Genomic DNA, 25552 nt, shown 5'->3' on the forward strand with positions numbered 1-25552 from the left:
GGTAATTAAGCAAGTGTTCGTCATCCTACTCTGCGGCTGGATGGCGCTCAATCTGCCATGAAAGCAGGATAGGGGCCAGGTGGTATTGCGGTAACGTCAGAGAAAAAGGATGCAACTGTGGCAATTATGCCCTGTAAATAAAAAAATCGGATATCCGAGATATCCGATTTTAGGGTGAAAAAATGACTTTCCCGCCGGGGATTGTTGCTATTTAACCGCAACGGGCCACTGGCTTAGCCGAATGCCACGTTCAGGGGCGCTTTCACCAAAATCCTGTAATACCGCTTTTACATCCGGATCCATATATTCGGCATTATCGTGTTCGACAATCACTACGCTATTTTCCGGAATCTCCGCCAGTAATCCCTGCAATTTGGGATTATGCATAAAAGTGAGGTTTTGCTGGAAGCGCAATACATAGTGATCGTCATAACGCGTGAGCTGCAAAGCATTACGATGACTTTTATAGATGCTGCAAAGGACCTGGGTGGCGATGCCAATCCCAATCCCCGCGAGCATGCCAAATACGATAATGCCTCCGATGGTGGCAAGGAAAGGCACATATTGCTGCGCGCCCATGCGCATCTGTTCAATGAACAGACGCGGCGTCGCCAGCTTATAACCGGTGTAAAGCAACACCGCTGCCAGGCTGGCAAGAGGGATGGCGTTTAGCAGATGGCTAAACCACAGGCCGCAAATCAGCAGCAGCACACCATGAATCAGAATGGAGAGCTTGGTTTGTGCGCCCGAGCTGACGTTCACCGAGCTACGCACGATCACTGCGGTAATGGGCATCGCACCAAGAAAACCGGCAGTGAGATTACCAATGCCCTGCGCAAACATCTCTTTATTCGGTGACGGCGCAGGATGCTGTGGGCGCAGCTTTTTCAGTGCTTCCTGACTCAGCAAGGTTTCAAGGCTCGCCACTAATGCCAGCGTTAGCGCCACCATCCACACGGAAGGATTTTGCCATGCCTGCCAGTCTGGCGTTTCAAGCTCTGCCGCCAGCGCGGATAGGCTATCGAATGCGGGCAGCGCAATACGCGGTAAACCTTCGGCCAGAGCGGGAAAGAGGCGATCGCCAAACACCGTCGCGACACAACCTATCAGCACGGCGACCAGCGGCCCGGGGATCCAGTTCAGCGCTTTAACTGATTTGATCAGCGGCGTGGTCCACAGCCATAAAATAGTCAGACCCGTGCCAGCCACCAGCATTGCACTGGCTGAGAACGCAAACTCGCCATTCACCAGCGAGATCAGCTCCGCATCACCCTTTGCGCCAAAGGCCACAGGGATTTGCTGCATGATCAGTAAAATACCAATCGCTGCCAGCATGCCTTTAATAACACTTCCCGGTACCAATGAGATGAAGCGCCCGGCGCGTAACACGCCCAACACACACTGCAGCACGCCCGCCAAAATCAGCGCGGTGAGAAAGGCAGAAAAGCTGCCCAGCGTGGCGATGGATGCCACCACAATGGTGACTAATCCAGCGGCAGGTCCACTCACCGCAAAGCGGGATGGGCTGAGCGCAGTGACCAGCAATCCACCGATTACGCCGGTAAGTAAACCCGCAAACGGCGGCAGTCCGCTGGCTTGCGCGATACCAAGACAGAGCGGCAGCGCAACCAGAAATACCACTAAACCCGCGGGAATATCCTGACGAAGGGTGCTCAGATTCATGGCGTAAATTCCTCTGCAGATTGCTGGATTAACTCTTTCAAATGGCCGGATTGCAAATCGTAGACGCAGCCAAAAACGTCCAGCGCTTGTCCGGCTTGCCACGCCTGCCGAACCGGCTCGCTGGCCACGAGCTGCGCATATTGTGCCAGCACATTGGCTTCCACCAACCTGTTGAGCCTGGTCCCCTCTTCCCCGGCATTGCTGGCGTGATACTCCACCAGCCCTTGCTGTAAACTCCTGCGCAGTGCAGCGATACGCCGCGCCAACGCCGAGTTCTCTGTGGCCAGCGGGCTGGCAGGTAAGCCCAGGGCAGCCTGCACGCCGCCACAGCCGTAATGGCCACATAGCACGATGCGCTGCACGCCCAGATAGAAAATGGCGTACTGCATAACACTCATCAGATTATCGTCATCCGGTACCACCATATTGGCGATATTACGGTGCACAAACAGTTCGCCCGGGTGCGAACCGGTGAGCACTTCCGCCGGCACGCGACTATCTGAACAGCCAATCCACAACGAGTGTGGTTTTTGCTGATGCAGGTATTTTTCGAAGTAATGGGGATTGCGCTCGCGGCGCTGCAAAGCCCAGCTGCGATTTTTCGCTAATAAGGGTTTCAGTGTCGTCACAATAATCTTCTCTCTACGTTTAAAATATCGCTTTCAGGCAAATAGCGTCGCTATTAAACGCGGCTATGGAGAATAATTGAGGACGAAAGCAGAACTTCCTCACAGAAATTGTTTATAGACGCTTAAGCATGGCGTTGCATCATGAATATTTTCATGGATGACAAATCGAGACTATTTGTAAAATAAAATTCAGCAAACGTATGTAGCGAGTAAATTTACGCAAGCATCAGGAAAAAGAGAGCGTGAAGTAAAAACGAGGCACAACAAAGCATTAAGCATCTAACTTATTAATATATTCTTAATACCATTACAAAAATATACACGCAATTGCGGCAAGCCTTTAGCCGGGGTGGGAAATTTAAACCATTCGGGCTGGGAAGATTCCTAATTATAAAATTTATGATTAGAACGATTCACTGCTTTTATATTTATTCAGCGCTATTTTTCACTCAGTTCATACGAATAATTAAGCAAGAGATCAGGAATATAATGAGGAGAATAATAGTTTCGCAGAAAAGTAAATAAAGGTGGATCTAAAAAAGACGTTAACGCGCCTGCATTAGCAGGCGCTATTTCGCTTGACGAATTATTTACCGTTCCAGGCTTTCATACGCGCATCGCGCACCTGTAACTGCTGTTCCGGGGAGAGTTTGTTGTAATTCTCTGCCATACCGCTTTCCCAATCGCCATACAGTGGATTCGGCAGCACGATAAATTGCGTACCAAAATGCTGATGGTTAAGGCTGACGAATTGCTGACGCTGGGCATTCCCCTGATGCCAGGTGGCACCACCGAAGTCGTTCAGGTTGTCACCCACATACAACACCACGTTGTAACCCGCATTTTTCACCGCGTCGAAGCGCTCTTGCTTATTAGAATTACCGCTGCTTAAGCGCACGGTTTTGTCGTTCACGCCGGAAAAGCCCAACCTGGTGAGGTTCTCAACGGTCGCGGCATAATCCTTCCGATCGCGATTAGAGATATAGAACATGGTGCCGCCATGGCTGTTCACGTAATTGGCAAATTCCACCGCGCCCGGCACCGCCGTAGCCTGGCGCGCCTGGGTCCACGCTGACCAGGTTTTAGCGGAGAAGGGCTGCCCATTTTTCGCCTGCCACGCGCTATAAGCGCTGTTATCGATCATCGTTTCATCCAGATCGACGATCACCGCTTTCGGTTTTCCTGCCAGGGAGGGCGCCTGATCAAACGCCATGCGCGCGGTGTTAAATGCTTGCCAGCTCAATGCCTGATATTCGCCGGATTGCTGGAACCAGTTCACCGCCAGCACGGATTGCTGGCCGAGCTGCTGTTGGGCCTGCTGTTTTGACGGCTGGGCACAGCCCGCCAGGGCCAGCACGATGAAGCCAGACGCGGCCAGCCAGGTGGTGTTTTTCATCATTTCATCCTTAAGTGATTATGGTCAGGTTTTGTAAAGCTTTAAAAATGTAGCAGTTAACGTAAGCTGTGGGCAGCAGAATACGGCATTCAGGTTATAGGAGACACTTATGGTTCAGCACCTGCACCGCGGTCCACGTTCAGCGCTGTTAGAGGGCCTTACGTGGCTGGAATATGCGTTCCAGCCGGCGGGCCAACCGGCTCCGGCCAATGCGGCGTACGGTCAGCAGCGTCACAGCGCCAACGTGGTGCTGGCGAGTCAAAACCAGCCGCCGAAAAGTTGTGAATCTGATGGAGTGATTGGCGAACATCATCTGCCGGTCGCGGTATATACCGCCGATTGTTTACCGGTATTGTTTGCCGATCCGCAACAGCAGCAGGTTGCAGCGGTGCATGCAGGGCTGAAAGGTACGCTAGGTGGCGTATTAAATAACGCCGTGGATCGTTTGCTGGAACGGGGTGCCAGCCGCGAAACGCTGCGTGTCGCTATCGGCCCAGCCATTGGTCCCTGCTGTTATGAACTGGGCAACGATCTTGTCACACAGATGCGGGATCGTAACGATCTGCCACCGCTACAGTGGTCTACGCAGCAGCCACACAACGCGCAGGCAATTCGCCCACAGGCGCGTGCGCAGCAGCAAGGGATTTGGTTTGATCTGCCACATCTGGCTCGGAGTTTACTGTTACAACGCGGTATTCAGGCGGAACATATTGAGGTCGTGAAGGTTTGTACTTACTGCATGGCGGAGCCGGGATCCAGCTATCGCTATAACACCCATTTTGCCAGCGGCTATCAGTCGCGCTTCTCGTGGATCCGTACCCGCGGCTAGCGGCTTCACGTCCTTGTGAAGCCGGTCGGTCAGTGAATCACTGCATTAAGGGCCAGCACGCCCGCCAAGCCGAGAATCGAGATCAGCGTTTCCATTACCGTCCAGGTCTTCAGGGTTTCCACCACGCTCAGGTTGAAGTAGCCCTTAAACAGCCAGAAGCCGGGATCGTTAACGTGCGATGCGATAACACTGCCGGAGCCCACAGCCAGCACCATCAGTGCGGGATCGGCATGTGTCGCAGCGATAATCGGCGTGACAATACCAGCGGTGGTGATAGCAGCCACCGTGGCCGAGCCCAGCGCCACGCGCAGCATGGCGGCCACTGTCCAGCACATCAACAGCGGCGACAGTGACGATCCCTTCATCATATCGGCAATATAGTTACCCACGCCGCTGTCCACCAACACCTGTTTGAATGCGCCACCGCCGGCGATGATAAAGATGATCATGGCGATGGCAGCAATCGACTCGCCGCACATATCCATCACTTCTTCCATCTTCCGGCCATTACGCAAACCGAGGGTCAGCACCGCAATCACCACCGCAATAAACAGCGCCACCGCCGGGTTGCCGATGAACTCGAAGAACTGGCGCAACGCGTTTTCTTTTGGCGTGGTCAATTCAAAAACAGCGGCAATCGCCATCAGCACCACCGGAATAACGGCGGCAAAGATGCTGATACCGAAGCCCGGCATCTCGTCTTCGGTGAAGATTTTCGGGTTATACAGGCCTTCTGGCGGCGACTTCTCAAAGCTCTTGAGGAATTTGGAGAACACCGGCCCGGCAATGATCACCGTCGGAATGGTGATGATCATGCCGTACAGCAGGGTGGTACCGAGATTGGCGCCAAAGATGGTGGCTATCGCCGTTGGACCCGGATGTGGCGGCAGGAAGCAGTGAGTCACCGACAACGCGGCAACCATCGGCACGCCGACGTACAACAGCGGTAAGCCCGCCGCCGCCACAATGGTGAACACCAGCGGCAGCAGCAGCACGAAGCCGACTTCATAGAACATGGCTAAACCGACAATCAGTCCGGTGACCACCAGCGCCCATTGCAGCCGCTCTTTACCGAAGGCAGCGATGAGCGTGGTGGCAACGCGCTGTGCCGCACCGGTATCGGAAACCAGCCGGCCGAGCATAGCACCAAAGCCGAGAATCATCGCTAATCCGCCCAGCGTCGAACCGATACCTTTTTGAATGGAGGCCATCACATTGAGTGGCGTCATACCTTCGGCAATACCCACCACCGCCGACACAAACACCAACGCAATGAAGCCGTTGACCTTAAATACAATCATCAACACCAGCAGCAGTATCACACCCAGCACAATGATAGTGATTGGCATTTTTTATTATCCTTAGGAATACAGAGGGGTGATTAAGGTTTAGGCGCGAGCTGACGATAATGCCAGCCGCGCCCCAGGCATCACACGGCGACGCGCATGCCACCATCAACGAACAGCAGATGTCCATTAACGAAGTTTGATGCCCCCGAAGCCAGGAACACCGCCGCACCAATCAGCTCTTCTGGCTTGCCCCAGCGCGCAGCAGGCGTACGCTTGGTTAGCCAGCCGGTAAAGGCGGGATCGTCCGCCAGCGCCTGCGTCATCTCGGTAACGAAATAACCCGGCGCGATGGCGTTTACCTGAATGTTGTGACGTGCTAACTCCACGCACATTCCGCGCGTCAGCATGGTGACCGCCCCTTTTGAGGCCGCATAAGGCGTGATGGTGTCGCGTCCTAATTCGCTCTGCATCGAACCAATGTTGATGATTTTACCCTGCTGACGCGCCACCATTTTTTTTGCCACGGTTTGCGAAACCAGAAAGACCGCTGTCTGGTTTACGGCGATGACGTCATTCCAGTCCTGCTCCGGGAATTCGAGGAAGGGGCGACGGCGCTGGATGCCCGCATTGTTTACCAGTACATCAATTGCACCCCACTCGGCTTCAATCTCCTCAACCGCCTGCTTAACCTGCGCTGATTGCGTCACGTCGAACGCTTTGGCATGCGCACGCAGTCCGCGCTCACGCAGCTGTGCCGCGCCCTTCTCAGCACCTTCACGGGTTGTGGCATTGATGATCACTTCGGCACCGGCTTCCGCCAGGCCTTGCGCCAGTAAAAATCCAATGCCACGCGCCGAACCGGTGAGCAGCACACGCTTACCTTCCAGGGAAAATAACTGACTCATCACAACTCCTTAAAAGGTTAACTGGACTTTAGCGGCGCGGGTTTTATCGCCGGCAAACTGCAATGCAGCATCAATGTCCTGCAAGGCATACTCCGCGCTGAACAGCGGCAATGGATCGACCACGCCGTTAGCCAGCCACTCAACGGCGGTGTTGAATTCATGGGTAAAGCGGAAAGAGCCAACCAAATTAATCTCTTTGGCAATCAACGCCATGATCGGGAAATCGGGGATAGTGCCGCCCATGCCAACCTGCACCAGCGTGCCTTTGGCGCACACCACATCCAGGCAACGCTGCAGCGATGCAGGATGACCAGAGGCTTCAAACGCCACGTCGAAATAACCTTTATCGGCGAGATAAGGTGCAAAATCACCTTCGGCGGCATGAATGACCTGCGTCGCGCCCATTTGTTGCGCCATTTGAAGTGAACGCTCGCTGATATCACTGCAGACGATTGAGGCTGCACCGCGCGCTTTCGCAGCTGCCGCAATCAGGCAGCCAATCGGTCCTACGCCAGAGATAAACACGTTTTTACCGCTAAGGTCGCCGGCTTGCTGCGTCGCATGAATGCATACAGCCAGCGGCTCGGCAAACACCATCACCGTTTCATCCGCCGTTTGCGGGAAAGGTACGCATTGCGCGCTATCCACCACTTTGTACTGGGTAAAACCGCCGTCAACGTGTGGAACATACATGGCGCTGCCGAAAAAGCGCATTGAGGTGCACTGATTGCTCTGGTCGCGCTGGCAATATTTGCATTCGCCGCAGGGTCTGGAGGGATTAATGGCCACTTTTTGCCTGGGCTGCAATGCCGGATCATCGCTCTCAACGACATAGCCAATGACTTCATGACCAAGCACCATCGGCATTTTTATGGCAAAACTGCCGACTTTACCTTCCTGATAGTAATGCAGATCGGAGCCGCAAATGCCGCCGCGCGTAATGCGTACCAGCGTGCCCTTTCCGTCCCATTTCACCTGCTGCTGTGCCACGCTGACTTGTTTTTTTCCGGTGATCACGCAGGATTGCGTTTCAATATCCATAACATCCCCCTAAGTGCTGTAACAATAGGGTCATCAGACCGGGTTCTGCGGGTTAGAACTGTGATAAAGATCACTCTAAAACATGTTACGGCAGAGCTGTTACCGAGAACGTGATGTACACGCAGCGAAAGTGGGAAAAGGCGGTCATGGAGTGCCGCCCGGCGAGAAAATCAGTAACCTGACAACAGATCCTGGCTGTACTTGAATAGCTCTGAATCTGAGCGCAAACCGAGTTTTTTCAGCGCAGATTGTTTTTGCCCGCTGACGGTTTTACGACTGCGTTTAAATTTTACCGCGATTTGCGACACGCTGAGGCCATCAAGAAAACAGCGCACCACTTCCATTTCGCGTGGGCTGAGGGTCTTAACCCGTTCATAGATATTGCCTTTGCTACACGTTTCGAGGCTAGTATCCAGCGCGTCTTCACTCATTACATAAAGATTTTCGACTTCGTAAGCCACTTCCTTAGATAAAAACAATCGTCCCAGCGCGACCTGACGAATCGCATGAACAATCTCCGGCATATTGTGGCTCTTGCCGATAAAACCTTTTACGCCTGCGCTCAACACCATTTTGATAATGGCTGGACTTTCCATTGAAGAGGAGATCAAAATCTTTTGCTGAGGATAGTGATTACGCAGTTGCTTAACTAACGCCAGACCATCCAGTTCCCGCTCGCCCAAGAGAAAATCCAGTACCAACACATCAACAACGGTACTTTTTAACTGATTAAAGAGCTCATTACTCGAAGCCCAGGCGCCCACTAGTTGAATGTCGGGCTCATGTTTTAAACATAACTCGAAAACAGTACGGACCATTGGGTGGTCATCAAGGACAGCGACACGCACCTGTTTATTATGTGCATATACCATTTATTCGTTCCTTTATTACTGCATTAACTTTGTCCAATTCTGACTACCTCCTTATTTCAGATGAGCGGGTGAGATTTATAAATCAAAACCGTCATAGCTTTTTATTACCTGCTCACGTAAAAATGCGAAAAGTCTGACGTAACTCATCCAGAAGACCACACAAGAATCGTCTCAAAAAGGCATGATGAAGGTAACCAATTTAATAAGTTAAGTAATCACCTTACGGGTTTCTGACTCATCACTTTAGCTTCCTGTGCATTAATTAATGGCAAGTAAAAAAACACGTAAAGTATTAGCGCGTTATGATATTGCGCATTCCGTCTGGTAATGATGCGCAGGGAAAGAAAAATCAAGACCGTTCTTGGGGATTAATCAGGTTTGTACATGGCATGATGTGCTTCGTCCTCACCCGGGACTGTGTTTAAAAAGGTTGAGTTTTACGAAATTAATAACCATAGAGCTAATTAATTAGCCCCCAACTTCATGCTATTACAGGGCGAGCAAGTTTCTTCCCGTGCCTGGCGAGAGAAATCCACACTTTCGTCTGCGACTTGCCGCCCTGCTTTTTTTTGATGTTTCTCACAGGCTGAACGCCGCACACTTTCTTCCCCGCAAAATCCCGCTAGAGTTCACTCATCCGACCACTTTCAGAGTATGTGATCATGTCTGAGCATTATGCCCATCTCTTCGCCCCGCTCGATCTGGGCTTTACCCAACTCAAAAACCGTTTCCTGATGGGTTCTATGCATACCGGACTGGAAGAACATGCTGATGGCGCAGAGCGTCTGGCTGCCTTCTACGCTGAGCGCGCACGTGAAGGCGTGGCGCTCATCGTTACCGGCGGCATCGCGCCTAACCCACAAGGCGTGGTGGCGCAGGGCGGCGCGATACTCAATCAGGAAAGCCAGTGCGAGTGGCATCGCATCATTACCGATGCCGTGCACGCGGAGGGAGGGAAAATTGCGCTGCAGATCCTGCATGCCGGACGCTACAGCTATCAGCGGGATCTGGTTGCACCTTCGGCATTGCAGGCCCCCATCAATCCCTTTACCCCGCAAGCGCTCAGCGATGCCGATATCCGACAAACCATTCAGGACTTTGCGCGCTGTGCCAAACTGGCGCAGCAGGCCGGCTATGATGGCGTCGAGATCATGGGCTCGGAAGGTTATCTGATTAACCAGTTCCTGGTCGCGCATACCAATCAGCGTGACGATAATTGGGGCGGCGACGTGGCACGACGCCGACGCTTTGCGCTGGGGATCACTCAGGCGGTGCGTGACGCCGTGGGTGGCGATTTCATCATTATTTTCCGTCTTTCGATGCTGGATTTGGTCAACAACGGTAGCTCACTGGAAGAGACGCTAACGCTGGCAGAAGCCCTGGCGCAGCGCGGCGTTACGCTGTTTAACAGCGGCATTGGCTGGCATGAAGCGCGTATTCCTACCATTGCAACCTGTGTGCCGCGCGCCGGTTTTGCCTGGGTCACCCAACATCTACGCGAACGCGTATCGGTACCGGTTATCGCCACCAATCGCATTAACCATCCCGAAGTTGCGGAGCAGCTGTTGCGCGATGGCATTGCCGACATGGTCTCGATGGCGCGCCCCTTTCTTGCCGATGCCGCTTTCGTCACTAAAGCAATGCGCGGCCAGCCCGATGCAATCAACACCTGTATTGCCTGCAATCAGGCGTGTCTCGACCAGATTTTTCTCGGCAAAGTCACCTCATGCCTGGTGAATCCGCGCGCCTGCCACGAAACGCAGATGCCGGTGATCCCGACCGAACAGCCGAAAAAACTGGCGGTAGTGGGCGCCGGACCAGCAGGTATGGCATTTGCCCTTCAGGCGGCACAGCGCGGTCATCAGGTCACGCTCTACGAAGCGGATGCGCAGATTGGCGGACAGTTTACTATCGCCCGGCAGATCCCCGGCAAAGCCGAATTTAGCGAAACGCTGCGCTATTTCCGTCACCAGCTCGCCGCAGCAGGGGTGACGATAAAAACGGAACATCGGGTGAGCGCCGATGAGTTAATCACGGCGGACGACGTGATCATCGCCACCGGCATCGTACCGCGCCAGCTGGCAATCCCCGGCATCGACCATCCCAGCGTGCTGAGCTACCTCGACGTGATACGCGATAAAAAACCGGTGGGAAAACGCGTAGCGATTATCGGTGCTGGCGGCATTGGCTTTGATACCGCGGAGTATCTGCTGCATCAATCCGACCACGAGGATTTTTATCAAAGCTGGGGCATCGATCGCAGCTTGCAGGCACGCGGCGGTTTGATTGCACCGCAGCCGCTGCCTGCCGACCGGCAAATCTGGCTGCTGCAACGTAAATCAGGCAAACCGGGCGCAGGTCTGGCAAAAACCACCGGCTGGATCCACCGCGCCAGTTTGCAGGCGCACGGCGTGCAGTTGTGGGGTGACGTTGAGTATCTGAAGATTGACGATGCTGGGCTGCATTTGCGTCATCAGGGCGAAGATATGACGTTGGCGGTAGATAATGTGGTGATTTGTGCCGGTCAGGAGCCGCTGCGTCAGCTCGCGGACGAGCTTAGCGCGCGAGGTAAAGCGGTGCGGGTGATTGGTGGGGCGGATGTGGCGCAGGAGCTGGATGCTCGCCGCGCCATTGCTCAGGCAACAGAACTGGCGCTGAGCGTATGATCAGCGCAGTTTGACCGAACGCAACACCACAAACTTGGCATTGGACGCCACCAGTTCACAGTTGCCAAACAGCTTTTTCATTTTGACGTGATAACCGAGGTGGCGGTTGCCGACGATGCGCAATTCGCCACCGTACTGCAGGCAGCGCTTGGCATCACGCAGCATTTGCCATGCCAGATGATCGGTCACCGCGTGCTGCTGGTGGAACGGCGGATTACACAGTACCGCATGCAGGCGATCCGACGGGAAACCGCTCAACACGTTGTTAACGCGGAACTGGCAGCGCGCCATATCCTGCGGGCGGTTGACTTCCACATTCAGCTTGCTCGATGCCACTGCCATGTAAGATTCGTCATAAAACAGCACATCGGCGTTAGGGTTTTGTTCCAGCGCCAGTAAGCCAATCACGCCATTACCGCAGCCCAAATCAAGAATCTCACCTTCAATATCATGAGGCAGATGCTGCATAAAGAAGCGCGCGCCCACATCCAGCGAGGCGCGGGAGAAGACGTTGGCATGGTTATGGATCTGATATGGCGAGTCGTCGAGCGGCCAAACGGTGGTCGCAGCCTGTTCCGCTAACGCAGGTGCGCTGTAATGGCTATAAATCAGACGCGCCTTTTTCCACGCCAGCGAGGTTTTACTTTCACCAAGGATGCGCTCAAACAGCTGCAGCGTGGAGTTATGAATATCTTTGGCTTTCGCTGCCGCTAAAATCAGCGTCTCCGGCGTCACCACTTCGCGCAGGGCGCGCAGTTGATGCTCAAGCAGCGCCAGCGCTTTCGGGATTTTGATCATCACCACCGCTGGCGCAGCGGGTAACGGCGCCAGGCTGTCGATAAAGTGCACCTGATCTTCATCCATGTCGTTGAGACGCAGGTTCTGCTTTGCCGCCTGTTCGCTCAGCAGCGAATCGCTCACGTGCCATACCGGACGCGCACCCAGACCGCAGGTCAGTGCACCAAAGCTGTCGTTGAACACCAGCACCGGTCCCTCTGGCAGTTCTTGCTGCAACAGGTATTCATCGGCGGAATCCCACGCCTGTAGCGGGCTTTCCTCGCGCATAGGCGGGAAGCGGTGCAGCGTCAGCGTGCGATTGGTCAGTTCAAGTTGGCTCATGGAATCTCCGGCGTGGTACACTTTGCGCGATTTTCGCCCTAAAAAGGGGGCGCAGTATACTGTCTTTCGTCGGGAATCCCAATGTCATTAATCTATCTGCAGGGTTACCCTGAAAACATCCTCGAACAGGTGCAGACGCTGATCGATCATCAGCGATTAGGCACCTTTCTCCAGCAGCGCTATCCCGATACCCATAATATCGTCAGCGACCGCGCGCTTTATGACTACACGCAAGCGCTTAAAAACCGCTATATGCGCAGCGCGCCGCCGGTAAGCAAAGTGATTTGGGATAATAAAATCAAGGTGATGAAGCACGCACTTGGGCTACACACCGCGATTTCACGCGTGCAGGGCGGTAATCTAAAAGCCAAAGCCGAGATCCGCATCTCGACCTTTTTCCGTCTCGCACCGGAAGCCTTTTTGCGCATGATCGTGGTGCACGAGCTGGCGCATCTTAAAGAGAAAGAGCACGACAAAGCCTTTTATCAACTCTGCTGCCACATGGAGCCGGATTACCACCAGCTGGAGTTCGATGCCCGCTTATGGATGACCGACCAGGCGATGCGCGGCAACGCGGCTTAAAGAAACTCCTGCGCTTTTTGAATCAGGCTGGTTTTCGTCAGTGCGCCCATAAAACGGCGCTCCTGCGGATTATGCAGCACCGGCAAGCGCTCAAGCGTGACGCGGGCAAAAGCCTCCCACCCTTCACGCATGCTTTGATTCTGATAAATACAGGGAAAGTTGTTGTCCATCACCTGACTTACCGGTGAATGCAGGGTGATCTCCTGTGCCAGCACCTTGCGCGAGATGTCATGAATCGACACCACGCCGAGAAATTGCCCTTCACTATTTATGACGTAGACATAACGCTCACGTTTGAGTGAACTCACCGCCAGCGCCTGCCCCACCGACTCTTCCGGCTGCAGCGCCGCGCCGGGAATGATCAGCTGATCAACCCGCATATTATCGAAATCATATTTGGCTTCGGCGCGGCTGAAATGCGTGCTCACCACCGGATAAGTGCTGGAAGACTGCAGGCGATACACCACCATTGATGCCAGCACCGAGGCAATCATCACCGGGAACAAGAGACTACTGTTGAGCGTCATCTCCAGCACCATCAGCATCGCCATCAACGGTGCCTGGCTTACCGCCGCCAGCACGGCCGCCATGCCGATGGCCGCATACAGCAGGGTATCGCCTACCGGTAAATGCAGCATCGCGCCAATCTGGGCTAGCGCCACGCCAAGCAGTGCACCTATCAATAATGAAGGGGTAAACAGCCCGCCGACCGCGCTTGAGCCGACCGAAAGCGTCGTTGCCAGCGTTTTCAGCACCAGCAATCCTAACAACCCCATTAAGACATAGTGACCATCAATGATGTTAACGATCACTTCATAACCGTTACCGAGAATATCGGTGGAAATAAGCGCCAGATAACCCACGGCTAACCCACCCGCGCCTAAACGCAGCGGCAGCGATCGCACGCGACTAAACAACACCTTGCTGCGCGCAATCAGTTTGATCAGTATCCAACCGGCAAATCCGGCAACCAGACCAATCAGCAGCGTCATCAGCAAGCTGCTGATATCCATCTGGAACAGCGCTTCAGATAAGGGATAAAGCGCGCTGCGGAATCCCAGTGACCACATGGTCATTACCGCGACCGCCGAGGAGACAATCAACGGGATCAGCCGTTGCAGCGCCGAGATGCCGAAGGCGATTTCGGCAACAAAAATCGCCGATGCGAGTGGCGCGTGATACACCGAAGAGAGGCCTGCGGCGGCGGCCATCGCCACGATATCGCTATGGCGTAAATTGAGCGATGCGGGCAACCAGCGTCCGATTAAACTGCCGCTTAGCGCCGACAGCTGCACCATCGGCCCCTCTTTACCAATCGACGCCCCGCTGCCGATACTGGCAATTGAGGAAAGCGCACGAAACAGTGAGGTTTTGGTCGGCACCGCATCGAGGCGCGCATTGATCACTTCCAGATAATCGGTTTTTACCGTTTCCTGCTGCTCTATCGCCACCGCATAGCGCAGAAACCAGCCGGCCAGCACGCCGCCTGATCCCACCAGCAGTGGCCAGAAGATCCACGGCCAAACGTGCATCGCCACGGTGATTTCATTATCACTGTTGAACAGCAGGTGGTTGATCAACTCAATCACACCGCGAAATGCCAGCGTGACCAGCGACGCGACGAATCCCACGGGAATGGCGATCAGCAATGTGGTCCAGTTCAGAGCATGTTTACTTCCACTCACCGCGCGTCCCCGCTTAGTCGGTTAAAAAATTGTGCGACATCATCATATTGGAATGCGGATCTCAGGATCAAATTTCGCCTGCCTGCCGATTCGCTGAACATGCTACTCTGCCGCTTTACTTTAGCAGGAGAACAGCTCGTGATTCGTTTCGCTATTGTGGGAACCAATTGGATTACCTGTCAGTTTATCGATGCCGCACATGAAACCGGCAAGATGAAGCTGAGCGGCGTCTATTCGCGTAACCAGCAGCAGGCCGAGGCTTTTGCAGAGGATTATCCCTGCAAGCTCACCTTCACTTCCCTTGAAGCGCTCGCTAGCAGCCGTGAAATCGATGCGGTGTATATCGCCAGCCCCAATGCGTTGCACAGCGAGCAGGCAATACTGTTCATGTCGCACGGCAAGCATGTGATTTGCGAGAAGCCGATGGCGTCCAATCTGCGTGAAGCCGAGGCGATGATTGCCTGCGCACGCCAGCATCAGGTGGTGCTGTTCGAGGCCTTTAAAACCGCCAGCTTGCCCACCTTCCTGCAACTACAAAGCACCTTGCCGCAGCTGGGTAAACTGCGCAAAGCGCTGTTTAACTATTGCCAGTATTCGTCGCGTTATCAGCGCTATCTTGATGGTGAGAACCCTAACACCTTCAATCCGCGCTGGTCGAACGGTTCCATCATGGATATTGGGTATTACTGCCTCGCCGCAGCGGTTACGTTATGGGGCGCGCCGCAGCAGGTTAAAGCGCAGGCTTCGCTGCTGGAAAGCGGCGTTGATGCGCATGGCGTGGTGGTGCTGGGCTATGGTGATTTTGATGTCACCCTGCTGCACTCCAAAGTGAGTGATTCAGTGATCCCGAGTGAGATTCAGGGCGAAGCGGGCGCGCTTGTCGTGGAAAAGATCTCCGAATGCCAGCAGCTGCGCTTTATCCCGCGCGGTGGTGAAAGCCAAAATCTAACGCAGCCCCAGCACATCAACACCATGCTGTACGAAGCAGAGACCTTTGCCAGCCTGGTGGAGGCCGGTGAAGTAGACCATCCGGCGTTAGAAACCTCGCGCATCACCGCCCAGCTGCTCACCGAAATTCGCCGCCAGACGGGCGTCGTGTTTCCGGCAGACCAGGCTGGTGTGTAAATATTGCAGAATATTTCACGTTGCCTCTTGAAACCGCACGCCATACTCCGTATGTTTGCCGCTGCAAAGGGGAGTAACTTGTAAGCTGATTGATCGTCATTACGATGCGTAACGCATCCGGTCGTCAGGCAACCCGGAATCTATTCTGAGTTGTAAGTGAGACCTTGCCGGAAGGCGAGGTTTGCTTGCAGCACGATCAAAGCGGCTGACGTCTTCTGACTTCAGCCGTTTTTTTATGTTCAGAAAAGGATACGCCATGCACTCTGTAGGCACACCGTTACTTTGGGGCAGCTTCGCTGTCGTTGTGCTCGTCATGCTCGCGATCGACCTGCTATTACAGGGCCGACGCGGCGCGCAAACCATGTCATTCAAACAAGCGGCTGTGTGGTCGCTGGTTTGGGTTTCCGTTTCGCTGCTATTCAGTGCGGCCTTTTGGTGGTATCTCGAAGGCACGGCTGGACGTGAAGTCGCTACCGCACAAACCCTCGCTTTCCTCACCGGCTACGTATTAGAGAAAGCGCTGGCGGTCGATAACGTCTTCGTCTGGTTAATGCTGTTTAGCTACTTCGCCGTTCCGGCCAATCTGCAACGTCGCGTGCTGATTTATGGGGTATTAGGCGCGATTGTGTTACGTACTATCATGATCTTCGCCGGTAGCTGGCTGGTGGTACAGTTCAGCTGGATTTTGTATATCTTTGGCGCTTTCCTGCTGTTCACCGGTATCAAAATGGCGCTGGCCAAAGAAGAAGAGGATAGTGCGGTAGGCGATAAGCCAGTGGTGCGCTGGCTGCGCAAGCATCTGCGCATGACGGATAGCCTTGAAGGCGAGAAGTTTTTCACTCGTAAAAATGGCGTACTGTTTGCGACACCGCTGCTGCTGGTGCTGATTATGGTGGAGCTAAGCGATGTGATTTTCGCCGTGGATAGCATTCCCGCCATCTTCGCGGTCACCACCGATCCGTTCATCGTATTAACTTCCAACCTGTTTGCCATTCTCGGCCTGCGCGCCATGTACTTCCTGCTGGCAAATGTGGCGGAGCGTTTCTCAATGTTGAAATACGGTTTGGCTATCGTGCTGGTGTTTATCGGTATCAAGATGCTGATCGTCGAGTTTTATCATATTCCGGTGGCGATCTCGCTGGCCGTTGTCGGTGTGATTCTTGGCGGTACGCTGCTGATCAATGCCTGGGTGAACCACAGAAACGACCAGAAGAAGATCTCACAATAATCGTCTGCAGGGGCGCTAATCGCCCCTGCTTTGTTTCGCCAGTCGCAATCTTCGCCTTTTATATGTCTGTCACACTTCCTATCATCAGCAGATCAAAAAACCGATCTGCTGCGCACGCACAGAATTATCTCTTTCCTCGATAGCTCTTTTCCTTATACTCCGCCGGGCAAACCGTTATGCGCGGCAGAACCGCGCACAACACTCATGACCACAATAAAAAGACCGTACTATGCAAAACAACGTTATTGGACGTCTGGGCGCGCTGTTCGCAGGAAGCCTGGTAAAACAAATCATGATCGGCCTAGTGGCCGGCGTCGCGCTGGCGTGGTTCTCACCCGATGCCGCGCTAGCCGTTGGCCTGCTGGGCGAGCTGTTCGTTCGCGCGCTAAAAGCCGTCGCGCCGCTGCTGGTTCTGGTGCTGGTGATCTCCTCCATCGCTAACCATCAGCAAGGGCAGAAAACCAACATTCGCCCAATTATCATGCTCTATCTGCTCAGCACCTTCTTTGCGGCGGTCGTTGCGGTGATCTTCAGCCATCTGTTCCCACAGACGCTGTCGATGAACGTGGGCGCCACGCAGATCACCCCACCGTCGGGCATTGGCGAAGTGCTGCACGGCTTGCTGATCAGCATGGTGTCGAATCCGATTGAGGCACTGATAAATGCCAACTACATCGGCATTCTGGTGTGGGCATTGGGCTTAGGGTTGGCGTTTCGTCATGCCAGCCCAGGCAGCAAAGCGTTTCTCAATGATGCATCCAGTGCCGCAACCTGGGTGGTGCGCTGTGTGATTCGCTGTGCGCCGCTGGGGATTTTTGGTCTGGTGGCGTCGATCCTCGCTTCCACCGGTTTTGATGCCATTTGGGAGTACGCCAATCTGCTGACGCTGCTGCTCGGCTGCATGCTGATCATGGCGCTGGTGATCAACCCCATGCTGGTGTTGCAGAAGATCCGTCGTAATCCTTATCCGCTGGTGTTTACCTGCCTGCGTGAAAGCGGCGTTACTGCGTTCTTCACCCGCAGTTCGGCGGCCAATATTCCAGTGAATATGGCGCTGGCTAAGCGTCTCAATCTTGATGAAGATACCTATTCCGTGTCGATTCCGCTGGGCGCCACCATCAGCATGGCCGGTGCATCGATCACCATTACCGTACTGACGCTGGCCGCGGTGCATACGCTGGGCATTTCGGTGGATGTGCCAACCGCTATTCTGCTGAGCCTGGTCGCATCGCTATGCGCCTGCGGTGCATCAGGCGTCGCCGGCGGTTCGCTGCTGCTGATTCCGGTAGCCTGTAATATGTTTGGTATTCCAAACGATCTGGCGATGCAGGTAGTTGCGGTGGGCTTTATTATCGGCGTGCTGCAGGATTCCGCCGAGACCGCGCTGAACTCATCGACAGATATTCTGTTTACTGCGGCCGTTTGCCAGGCGGAAGCCGAGCGCGCGCCGCGTCGTACGGTTTCAGAATAACCATTGCTCCAGGTCGCCATACATGGCGACCCTACGTGAATCCGTAGGGTGCGCATTCATGCGCACCTGATTTTAGAGCGTTACACCACTTTTAAAAATCGCCAACTCGCGAAAATCATTGGTTTCATTCCGCGCCGGTTGGCCATTGGCAATCGCCACAATCATATCGACGAAATCTGCCAGCATTTCCGCCATGCTCATGCCTTCAATTAAACGTCCGGCATTAAAATCGATCCAGTGCGGTTTTTTCTCGGCCAACTGCGTATTGGTGGCAATCTTCACCGTGGGTACAAACCCGCCATAGGGCGTGCCGCGCCCGGTAGTAAACAGCACCATATGACAACCTGCGCCCGCCAGCGCGCTGGTCGCCACCGCATCGTTACCCGGCGCACTCAACAGATTGAGTCCCGGCGTGTGCAAGCGCTCACCGTACTTCAACACATCCACCACCTGGCTTTGGCCGGCTTTCTGCGTACAGCCGAGCGACTTCTCTTCCAGCGTCGTGATGCCGCCCGCTTTGTTGCCGGGCGATGGATTTTCGTAAATCGGTTGCTGATGATCGATAAAGTAACGCTTAAAGTCGTTGATCATCGCCACGGTTTTTTCGAAGGTGGCCTCATCGCGGCAGCGGCTCATCAGAATACGCTCCGCACCAAACATTTCAGGCACTTCCGTCAGCACGGTCGTACCGCCGTTGGCAATCATCTGATCGGAGAAACAGCCCAGCATCGGATTGGCGGTGATGCCGGAAAAACCATCGGAACCGCCGCACTCCAGACCAAACTTCAGCTCGCTGAGTTTGCCTGGCTGACGTCGATCTGCACGCATCACCTGGTAGAGCGCGTGCAGACGTTCCAGCCCCGCTTCCACTTCATCATCCTGCTTCTGACACTCCATAAACTGCACGCGATCGCTGTCGAAACCGCCAAGCGTGTCGCGGAATACATCAACCTGATTGTTCTCACAGCCAAGACCAATCACCAGCACCGCACCGGCATTAGGATGGCGCACCATATTTTGCAGCATGGTGCGGGTGTTTTCATGATCCTGACCGAGCTGCGAGCAGCCGAACGGATGGCTGAACAGGTGTACGCCGTCAATACCTTCGGCATCATTGCTCTCTTTCATAAAGCGCGTGAGGATTTGCCGCGCGATTCCATTGACGCAACCAACGGTAGGCAGGATCCACAGCTCATTTCGTATCCCCACTTCGCCGCTGGCGCGACGGTAGATCTGTACCTCACGATCGCCCGCTTGTGGCGGCAATTCGAGGAACTCGGGCCGATAGTCGTACTCATCCACATCGCTCAGATTGGTGCGCGCATTGCTGGAGTGAATCATCTCTCCAGCAGCAATCGGCTGCGTAGCATGGGCAATCGGCAAGCCGTATTTGATCACCAGCGCCTCGCTGGGCAACGGCTGCAGAGCAAACTTATGGCCACGCCCAACGTCCTGTTGCAGGGTAATCAGTTGGTGATTGATTTCGACCTGGGTATTGGCGGGCAAATCGCGCAGCGCCACGGCAACGTTGTCGCGTGAATGTATTCTTATCGCATCTTGCATAGCGTTATCTCAGTTGGGTCAACGCCGTCCGCATCCCGTGGACGATGATGTTTTGCAGGTGTTGGCTTACTGCGGCCACTAATCCTGGCCGCTGGGTGAGATCTTCGCCCCAGTGATGGGCATCGCTAAGTACCGCGCGCACCAATTGTTCCGGGGTCTGTTTATCGTGCTGCACGGCGGGCCACAGCTCAGCGAAACGCTGCAGCCAGTGTTCGTCGTCCTGAAGCGGCCAGTGACGATCGCCCTCTTCACCGCGGTAAAACGCCAGCAGCGCGGCAAAGGCGAAGGTCAGGCGTGCAGGCCATTGCCCATTTTGCTGCTGCGCCAGCAACAGCTGCGGCAGCAAACGGGTGCGGAATTTGGTCATGCCGTTGAGTGCGATAGAGAGCAGCGCATGACGAATAAAGGGATTGCGGAAACGCCGCTGCACCGCATCAGCGAAGGCGTGCAGCTCATCGCGCGGCAGATCCAGCGTTGGGATCACCTCGTCACGCAGCAGGTCATCCACAAAGCCAGCAATCTGCGCGTCTTCCATCGCGTCACCCACGCTTTCCAGCCCGCACTGAAACGCCACCGGCACCAGCGCAGTATGTGCGCCGTTGAGGATCGCCACCTTCTGCGCTTTGTACGGCGTGATGTCATCCACCCGCTTCACTTCCGGCGCCAGCGTGTTGAGCTTCAGCTCCTGCGCTAACGCGGCTGGCCCCTGAATCACAAATTGGTAATAGACTTCGCCCGCCACCAGATAGCGATCCTCATAGCCAAGCTGCGCCTCGATCGCCGCGCTGTCGGCGGGATAACCGGTAACAATGCGATCCACCAGCGTGTTGTAGAAAGCGCAGTGATCCAACACCCAGCGCGCAAACTCCGGCGGCAGCTGCCAATGTTTGATGTAGTGCAGCACCAACTCACGCAGCGTGTCGCCGTTATAGTCAATCAGCTCGCACGGCACGATAAGCCAGCCTTTATCGCTGGCACCGGCAAAGTGGTTAAAGCGCGTCCACAGCAGCTGCGTCAGCTTTCCGGGAAACGAGGATGCTGGCGCATCGTCCAGCCGATCCTGCTCAACAAAAACAATGCCGGCTTCGGTGGTATTAGAGAACACAAAACGCATCTGCGGCGCGCGGGCCAGCGCAAGGAAATCGTCAACCTGTTGATACGGCTGAATTTCACGATTCAGGCTGCGGATCAGGCGGGTTTCACTCACCTGTTCACCTGCCGCGTTGAGACCACGTATCAGCGTAGTGTATAAGCCATCTTGCTGATTCAACGTCTCTTTCACCACGCGGTTGCGGGGCCGTACCACCACCACGCCAGCATCCGTACCTTGATGCTGATTAAGCCAGTCGAGCTGCCAATCGATAAAGGCGCGCAGAAAGTTGCCTTCACCAAACTGAATAACGCGATCGCTATACTGCGCGCCCGGAAAATTGTGACGATTGAGTCGCTGCATCATCAGGCTCCCAGCTCAATGCCGAAGTAATCGCGCGCATTGTTAAAGCTGATGTTCTGTACCATCTGGCCTAATAACGCCTCGTCAGCGGGCGCTTCACCCCGCGCTACCCAGTTGCCGATCATTTGACACAGCAGGCGGCGGAAATATTCGTGGCGGGTGTAGGAGAGGAAACTGCGGCTGTCGGTTAACATGCCAACAAAGCGGCTCAGCAAACCAATTTGTGCCAGCTGCGTCATCTGACGCTGCATGCCATCCAGCTGATCGTTGAACCACCATGCCGAACCGAACTGCATCTTGCCCGGTTCGCCTTCGCCCTGGAAATTGCCCGCCATGGTGGCCAGTACTTCGTTGTCGCGCGGGTTGAGGCAATAGAGGATGGTTTTGGGCAGGGCATTCTGACGGTTTTGCGCATCCAGCAGGCGTGCCAGCGGCATCGCTAGCGGCGCATCATTAATCGAATCGAAGCCAACATCCGGACCGAGGATATCGAACTGGCGGCGATTGGCATTGCGCAGCGCGCCAATGTGATACTGCTGCGCCCAGCCACGGCGTGCGTATTCGCTGCCAAGCCATACCAGCACCGCGGTTTTAAATTGCGCCGTTTCTTCTGCTGAAGGTGCAGCACCTTGCAGGCGACGTGCCAGAATGCCGTCCAGCGTGGCGTCATCGGCCTCGGCAAACACCACCACATCCAGCGCGTGATCGGAGATTTTGCAGCCATGGGCAGCGAAATGATCGAGCCGCTGACTCAGGGCGCGTCGTAAATCTTCAAAGCGTTGCACGCTAACATCCGCCACTTGTTCAAGGCGCTGAATCCATGGCAGGAAGCTCTCCAGCTCAATGTTGAACGCCTTGTCCGGACGCCAGCTCGGCAGCACTTTCACGTTAAAACGGCTGTCTTCAGCCACCGTGCGGTGATGCTGCAAGTCATCAAGCGGGTCATCCGTGGTGCCGACCATCTTTACGTTCATCTGCTGCATGATGCCGCGCGCGCTAAACGCGTCCTGCGCCAGCAATTCATTGCACTGCTGCCAGATACGCTCGGCGCTCTGTTCATTTAGCAGTACATCGGTAATGCCAAAAGGCCGACGCAGTTCGAGGTGCGTCCAGTGATAAAGCGGGTTGCCGATGGTATGCGGCACGGTGCGCGCCCAGGCAGCAAATTTATCCCGGTCGCTGGCATCACCGGTACAGAGCGCTTCCGCGACGCCGTTGGCTCGCATCGCACGCCATTTGTAGTGATCGCCTTTTAACCAGATGTCATAGAGGTTGCTGAAGCGGTAATTTTCGGCAATTTGCTGCGGCGGCAAGTGGCAGTGATAGTCAAAAATCGGCTGATCTTTTGCGTAGTCATGGTACAGACGACGGGCGAACTCGGTGTCGAGAAGGAAATCTTCACTCATAAAACGCGACATACCTGCTTCCTCATTTTGGAGCCATCCGGCTTTTACTAAAAGTTATCATACCAATTTAAGCGACCGGAAAAATTGTTTGCGATCTCACTCACAATAATCACTGTTTTACTGTGGACATATGGACATTCTTGTTGCGGATATTGTGTTAAATGGCTGTTTTATCGATCTTTAACGCTAACACACACTACGGACATGGTTTATGTGATGGCATTCAACTTTTCAAGATGTATAACAAGTTAACCTCTCGCTCCGTTGTAAACGAACTTATGGCACAGGCAAGGAAATGCGGGGGTGAGAAGTACGTTTCACACTATCCCGCTCCAGATAACTACAGCGGCAAACCGCAACGACAAACTGGACGAGGTTAATAATGCGTAAGATCAAAGGGCTACGCTGGTACATGATTGGGCTGGTGACGCTGGGCACCGTGCTCGGTTACCTGACGCGCAATACCATTGCCGTTGCGGCGCCGACGCTGGAAACCCAGCTAGGCATTACCACCCAGCAATATTCCTACATCGTGGCCGCCTATTCGGCGTGCTACACCATCATGCAGCCGGTGGCCGGTTATGTGCTGGACATGCTCGGCACCAAAATCGGCTATGCAGTCTTTGCCATACTTTGGGCGATCTTCTGTGCCGCGACGGCGATGGCCGGCAGCTGGGGCGGTTTTGCCCTGGCGCGCGGTGCCGTGGGCGCAGCCGAAGCCGCAATGATTCCCGCAGGCCTGAAAGCCAGTAGCGAATGGTTCCCCGCCAAAGAGCGTTCGGTCGCGGTGGGCTATTTCAACGTAGGATCGTCAATTGGTGCGATGCTGGCGCCCCCGCTCGTGGTGTGGGCGATCGTGGCACACAGCTGGCAAATGGCATTTATCATCACCGGCGTGCTGAGTATGGTGTGGGCGATCTGCTGGCTGGTGTTTTACAAACATCCTAAGCAGCAAACCAAGCTGAGCGATGAGGAGCGCCACTACATCATTGCAGGACAAGAGTTGCAGCATCAAACCGGCAACAACAAGAAAATGTCGGCCCGCCAGATCTTGCGCAACCGTCAGTTTTGGGGCATCGCGTTGCCGCGTTTCCTCGCCGAACCGGCCTGGGGAACGTTTAACGCGTGGATTCCGCTGTTTATGTTCAAAGTTTATGGCTTCAACCTGAAAGAGATCGCCATGTTTGCGTGGATGCCGATGCTGTTCGCCGATCTTGGCTGCATCGTTGGCGGTTATCTGCCGCCGCTGTTCCAGCGCTGGTTTGGCGTCAATCTGATCGTTTCGCGCAAGCTGGTGGTCACGATGGGCGCGGTATTGATGATTGCGCCAGGCACCATCGGTTTATTCACCAGTCCATATGTAGCAATTGCGCTGCTGTGCGTGGGTGGCTTCGCTCACCAGGCGCTCTCTGGCGCATTGATCACCCTCTCTTCTGATGTATTTGGCCGTAACGAAGTCGCCACTGCCAACGGATTGACCGGCATGGCGGCATGGACGGCGAGCACCATGTTTGCCCTGGTGGTGGGCGCGCTTGCCGATACGCTGGGCTTCAGCCCACTGTTCGCGGCGCTGGCGGTGTTTGATCTGTTAGGTGCGGTTGTCATTTGGACGGTACTGAAAAACCAACCGGTTTCCGAGCTGGATGAGCAGCCTGCCGGACAGGCAGCTCCGGCACGATCCTGATCTCTTCGGGCTGGCGCAGGCCAGCCCATTTCCTCTACGCGGCTGAAGTGGTATAACAACTCAACTTTGATCCCACAGCGGACCCCGTAATGGACCTGACCGAATCTCGTCGCCTGTATCAACAGCTCGCCAGTGAACTCAAACGCCGCATAGAAGCCGGTGACTACGCCGTTGGCGATAAGCTGCCTGCAGAACGTCTGATCGCCGAAGAGATGCAGGTAAGCCGTACCGTGGTGCGTGAGGCGATCATCATGCTGGAAGTGGAAGGTTACGTGGAGGTGCGCAAAGGCTCCGGCATTCATGTCATGAGCAACCAGCAGCAGAACCGCGTGATGACATCCAGCCAACTGGAGTTTGCCAATTTCGGTCCGTTCGAGCTATTACAGGCGCGCCAGCTGATTGAGAGCAACGTTGCCGAGTTTGCCGCCACCCAGGTGACGCGTCAGGATATTGTGGCGCTGATGGCGATTCAGGAAAAAGCGCGTCAGGAAGATCATTCGCGTGACTCAGCATGGGATATGGAATTCCACGTGCGCATTGCGCAATCGACGCAGAATAGCGCGCTTGCCGCCATCGTCGAGAAGATGTGGCTACATCGTTTACACAACCCCTACTGGCTCAAGCTGCACGAACACATTGATGCCAAAAATATCACCAGCTGGTGTGACGATCACGACCAGATTCTAAAAGCACTGATTCGCAAAGATCCCGCCGCCAGCAAGCTGGCAATGTGGCAACATCTGGAAAATACTAAACAGATGCTGTTTAACGCGACGACCGACGATTTTGAATTTAATGTCGACCGTTACATGTTTGCGGAAAATCCGGTCATCCTGCCTGAAGCTAGCGATACGCCGCGCTAAATCTGCTGGTTTTTCCGGCATTTCGCCGCTGAAAAGTCAGTTAGTCTGCAATAGTGTCAGCTC

General features: G+C 54.6%; 20 protein-coding genes. 8 read left to right on the forward strand and 12 right to left on the reverse strand.

The genetic code is table 11. The features are described 5' to 3' along the window. Positions 1–207 precede the first annotated feature (207 nt). From AC07WB_RS16890 to AC07WB_RS16900, 3 genes are all read right to left on the reverse strand, one after another. Entirely contained in the window at positions 208–1677 is a 1470-nt protein-coding gene (locus AC07WB_RS16890) for a SulP family inorganic anion transporter (protein ID WP_400458564.1), read from the reverse strand. 2 nt (positions 1678–1679) lie between these two features. Beyond that, positions 1680–2318 (reverse strand): carbonic anhydrase, encoded by a 639-nt coding sequence (locus AC07WB_RS16895; RefSeq protein WP_494941082.1) that lies wholly within the window; start codon positions 2316–2318, stop codon positions 1680–1682. Between the two features lie 580 nt (positions 2319–2898). Continuing rightward, positions 2899–3708, reverse strand: a complete 810-nt coding sequence (locus AC07WB_RS16900; protein WP_097095952.1) for a 5'-nucleotidase, lipoprotein e(P4) family — start codon at positions 3706–3708, stop codon at positions 2899–2901. A gap of 109 nt (positions 3709–3817) precedes the next feature. On the opposite strand from AC07WB_RS16900, the gene AC07WB_RS16905 reads away from it, so the two are divergent. Next, the gene (locus AC07WB_RS16905; RefSeq protein WP_345828221.1) at positions 3818–4537 is read left to right on the forward strand and encodes a purine nucleoside phosphorylase YfiH/LACC1 family protein; all 720 of its coding nucleotides are present in this window, start codon (positions 3818–3820) and stop codon (positions 4535–4537) included. A gap of 29 nt (positions 4538–4566) precedes the next feature. Here AC07WB_RS16905 and AC07WB_RS16910 read toward each other — a convergent pair whose 3' ends face one another. The 4 genes from AC07WB_RS16910 to AC07WB_RS16925 form a co-directional block, all read right to left on the reverse strand. After that, the gene (locus AC07WB_RS16910; RefSeq protein WP_494940909.1) at positions 4567–5886 is read right to left on the reverse strand and encodes a gluconate:H+ symporter; all 1320 of its coding nucleotides are present in this window, start codon (positions 5884–5886) and stop codon (positions 4567–4569) included. A gap of 80 nt (positions 5887–5966) precedes the next feature. Continuing rightward, a complete protein-coding gene (gene idnO / locus AC07WB_RS16915; protein ID WP_097095950.1) occupies positions 5967–6731 on the reverse strand; it encodes a gluconate 5-dehydrogenase in 765 nt (254 codons plus the stop codon). Between the two features lie 9 nt (positions 6732–6740). Further along, a complete protein-coding gene (gene idnD, locus AC07WB_RS16920) occupies positions 6741–7772 on the reverse strand; it encodes an L-idonate 5-dehydrogenase (protein ID WP_494940910.1) in 1032 nt (343 codons plus the stop codon). 170 nt (positions 7773–7942) lie between these two features. Continuing rightward, entirely contained in the window at positions 7943–8644 is a 702-nt protein-coding gene (locus AC07WB_RS16925; protein ID WP_097095948.1) for a response regulator, read from the reverse strand. Positions 8645–9306: 662 nt separating this feature from the next. Here AC07WB_RS16925 and AC07WB_RS16930 point away from each other — a divergent pair. Further along, on the forward strand, positions 9307–11310 hold the full coding sequence (locus AC07WB_RS16930; RefSeq protein WP_494940911.1) for an oxidoreductase: 2004 nt from the start codon (positions 9307–9309) through the stop codon (positions 11308–11310). On the opposite strand, the gene rlmG is transcribed toward AC07WB_RS16930, so the two are convergent. Next, positions 11311–12429, reverse strand: coding sequence for a 23S rRNA (guanine(1835)-N(2))-methyltransferase RlmG (gene rlmG / locus AC07WB_RS16935; RefSeq protein ID WP_097095946.1), 1119 nt, complete (start codon positions 12427–12429; stop codon positions 11311–11313). Between the two features lie 81 nt (positions 12430–12510). Here rlmG and AC07WB_RS16940 point away from each other — a divergent pair, with 81 nt between their 5' ends. After that, on the forward strand, positions 12511–13011 hold the full coding sequence (locus AC07WB_RS16940; protein WP_097095945.1) for a M48 metallopeptidase family protein: 501 nt from the start codon (positions 12511–12513) through the stop codon (positions 13009–13011). Here the strand turns inward: AC07WB_RS16940 and AC07WB_RS16945 are convergent. After that, on the reverse strand, positions 13008–14696 hold the full coding sequence (locus AC07WB_RS16945; RefSeq protein ID WP_494940912.1) for a chloride channel protein: 1689 nt from the start codon (positions 14694–14696) through the stop codon (positions 13008–13010). The two genes, AC07WB_RS16940 and AC07WB_RS16945, sit on opposite strands and share 4 nt — an antisense overlap. A 138-nt stretch (positions 14697–14834) precedes the next feature. Here AC07WB_RS16945 and AC07WB_RS16950 point away from each other — a divergent pair, with 138 nt between their 5' ends. From AC07WB_RS16950 to sstT, 3 genes are all read left to right on the forward strand, one after another. Continuing rightward, positions 14835–15821 carry a Gfo/Idh/MocA family protein gene (locus AC07WB_RS16950; RefSeq protein WP_097095943.1) on the forward strand — a complete coding sequence of 329 codons (987 nt, stop codon included), beginning with the start codon at positions 14835–14837 and terminating at the stop codon, positions 15819–15821. 256 nt (positions 15822–16077) lie between these two features. Continuing rightward, the gene (locus AC07WB_RS16955; protein WP_494940913.1) at positions 16078–17049 is read left to right on the forward strand and encodes a TerC family protein; all 972 of its coding nucleotides are present in this window, start codon (positions 16078–16080) and stop codon (positions 17047–17049) included. 229 nt (positions 17050–17278) lie between these two features. Next, positions 17279–18520, forward strand: a complete 1242-nt coding sequence (sstT, locus tag AC07WB_RS16960) for a serine/threonine transporter SstT (RefSeq protein ID WP_345828212.1) — start codon at positions 17279–17281, stop codon at positions 18518–18520. 72 nt (positions 18521–18592) lie between these two features. Here sstT and AC07WB_RS16965 read toward each other — a convergent pair whose 3' ends face one another. Genes AC07WB_RS16965 through uxaC form a run of 3 tightly spaced genes read right to left on the reverse strand, consistent with a single transcriptional unit; the run spans position 18593 to position 22954 of the window. Then, the gene (locus tag AC07WB_RS16965; RefSeq protein WP_494940914.1) at positions 18593–20083 is read right to left on the reverse strand and encodes a UxaA family hydrolase; all 1491 of its coding nucleotides are present in this window, start codon (positions 20081–20083) and stop codon (positions 18593–18595) included. A gap of 4 nt (positions 20084–20087) precedes the next feature. Then, positions 20088–21536 (reverse strand): tagaturonate reductase, encoded by a 1449-nt coding sequence (locus tag AC07WB_RS16970; protein WP_494941083.1) that lies wholly within the window; start codon positions 21534–21536, stop codon positions 20088–20090. Between the two features lie 2 nt (positions 21537–21538). Continuing rightward, positions 21539–22954: a glucuronate isomerase gene (gene uxaC / locus AC07WB_RS16975; protein WP_097095939.1), complete on the reverse strand. Its 1416-nt coding sequence runs from the start codon at positions 22952–22954 to the stop codon at positions 21539–21541. A 370-nt stretch (positions 22955–23324) separates the two neighbouring features. Here uxaC and AC07WB_RS16980 point away from each other — a divergent pair, with 370 nt between their 5' ends. Further along, positions 23325–24626: an MFS transporter gene (locus AC07WB_RS16980; protein WP_097095938.1), complete on the forward strand. Its 1302-nt coding sequence runs from the start codon at positions 23325–23327 to the stop codon at positions 24624–24626. 89 nt (positions 24627–24715) lie between these two features. After that, a complete protein-coding gene (gene exuR / locus AC07WB_RS16985) occupies positions 24716–25489 on the forward strand; it encodes a transcriptional regulator ExuR (protein WP_097095937.1) in 774 nt (257 codons plus the stop codon). Positions 25490–25552 lie beyond the last annotated feature (63 nt).

It is taken from the genome of Pantoea sp. GW821-FHT03E06 (assembly GCF_059420725.1).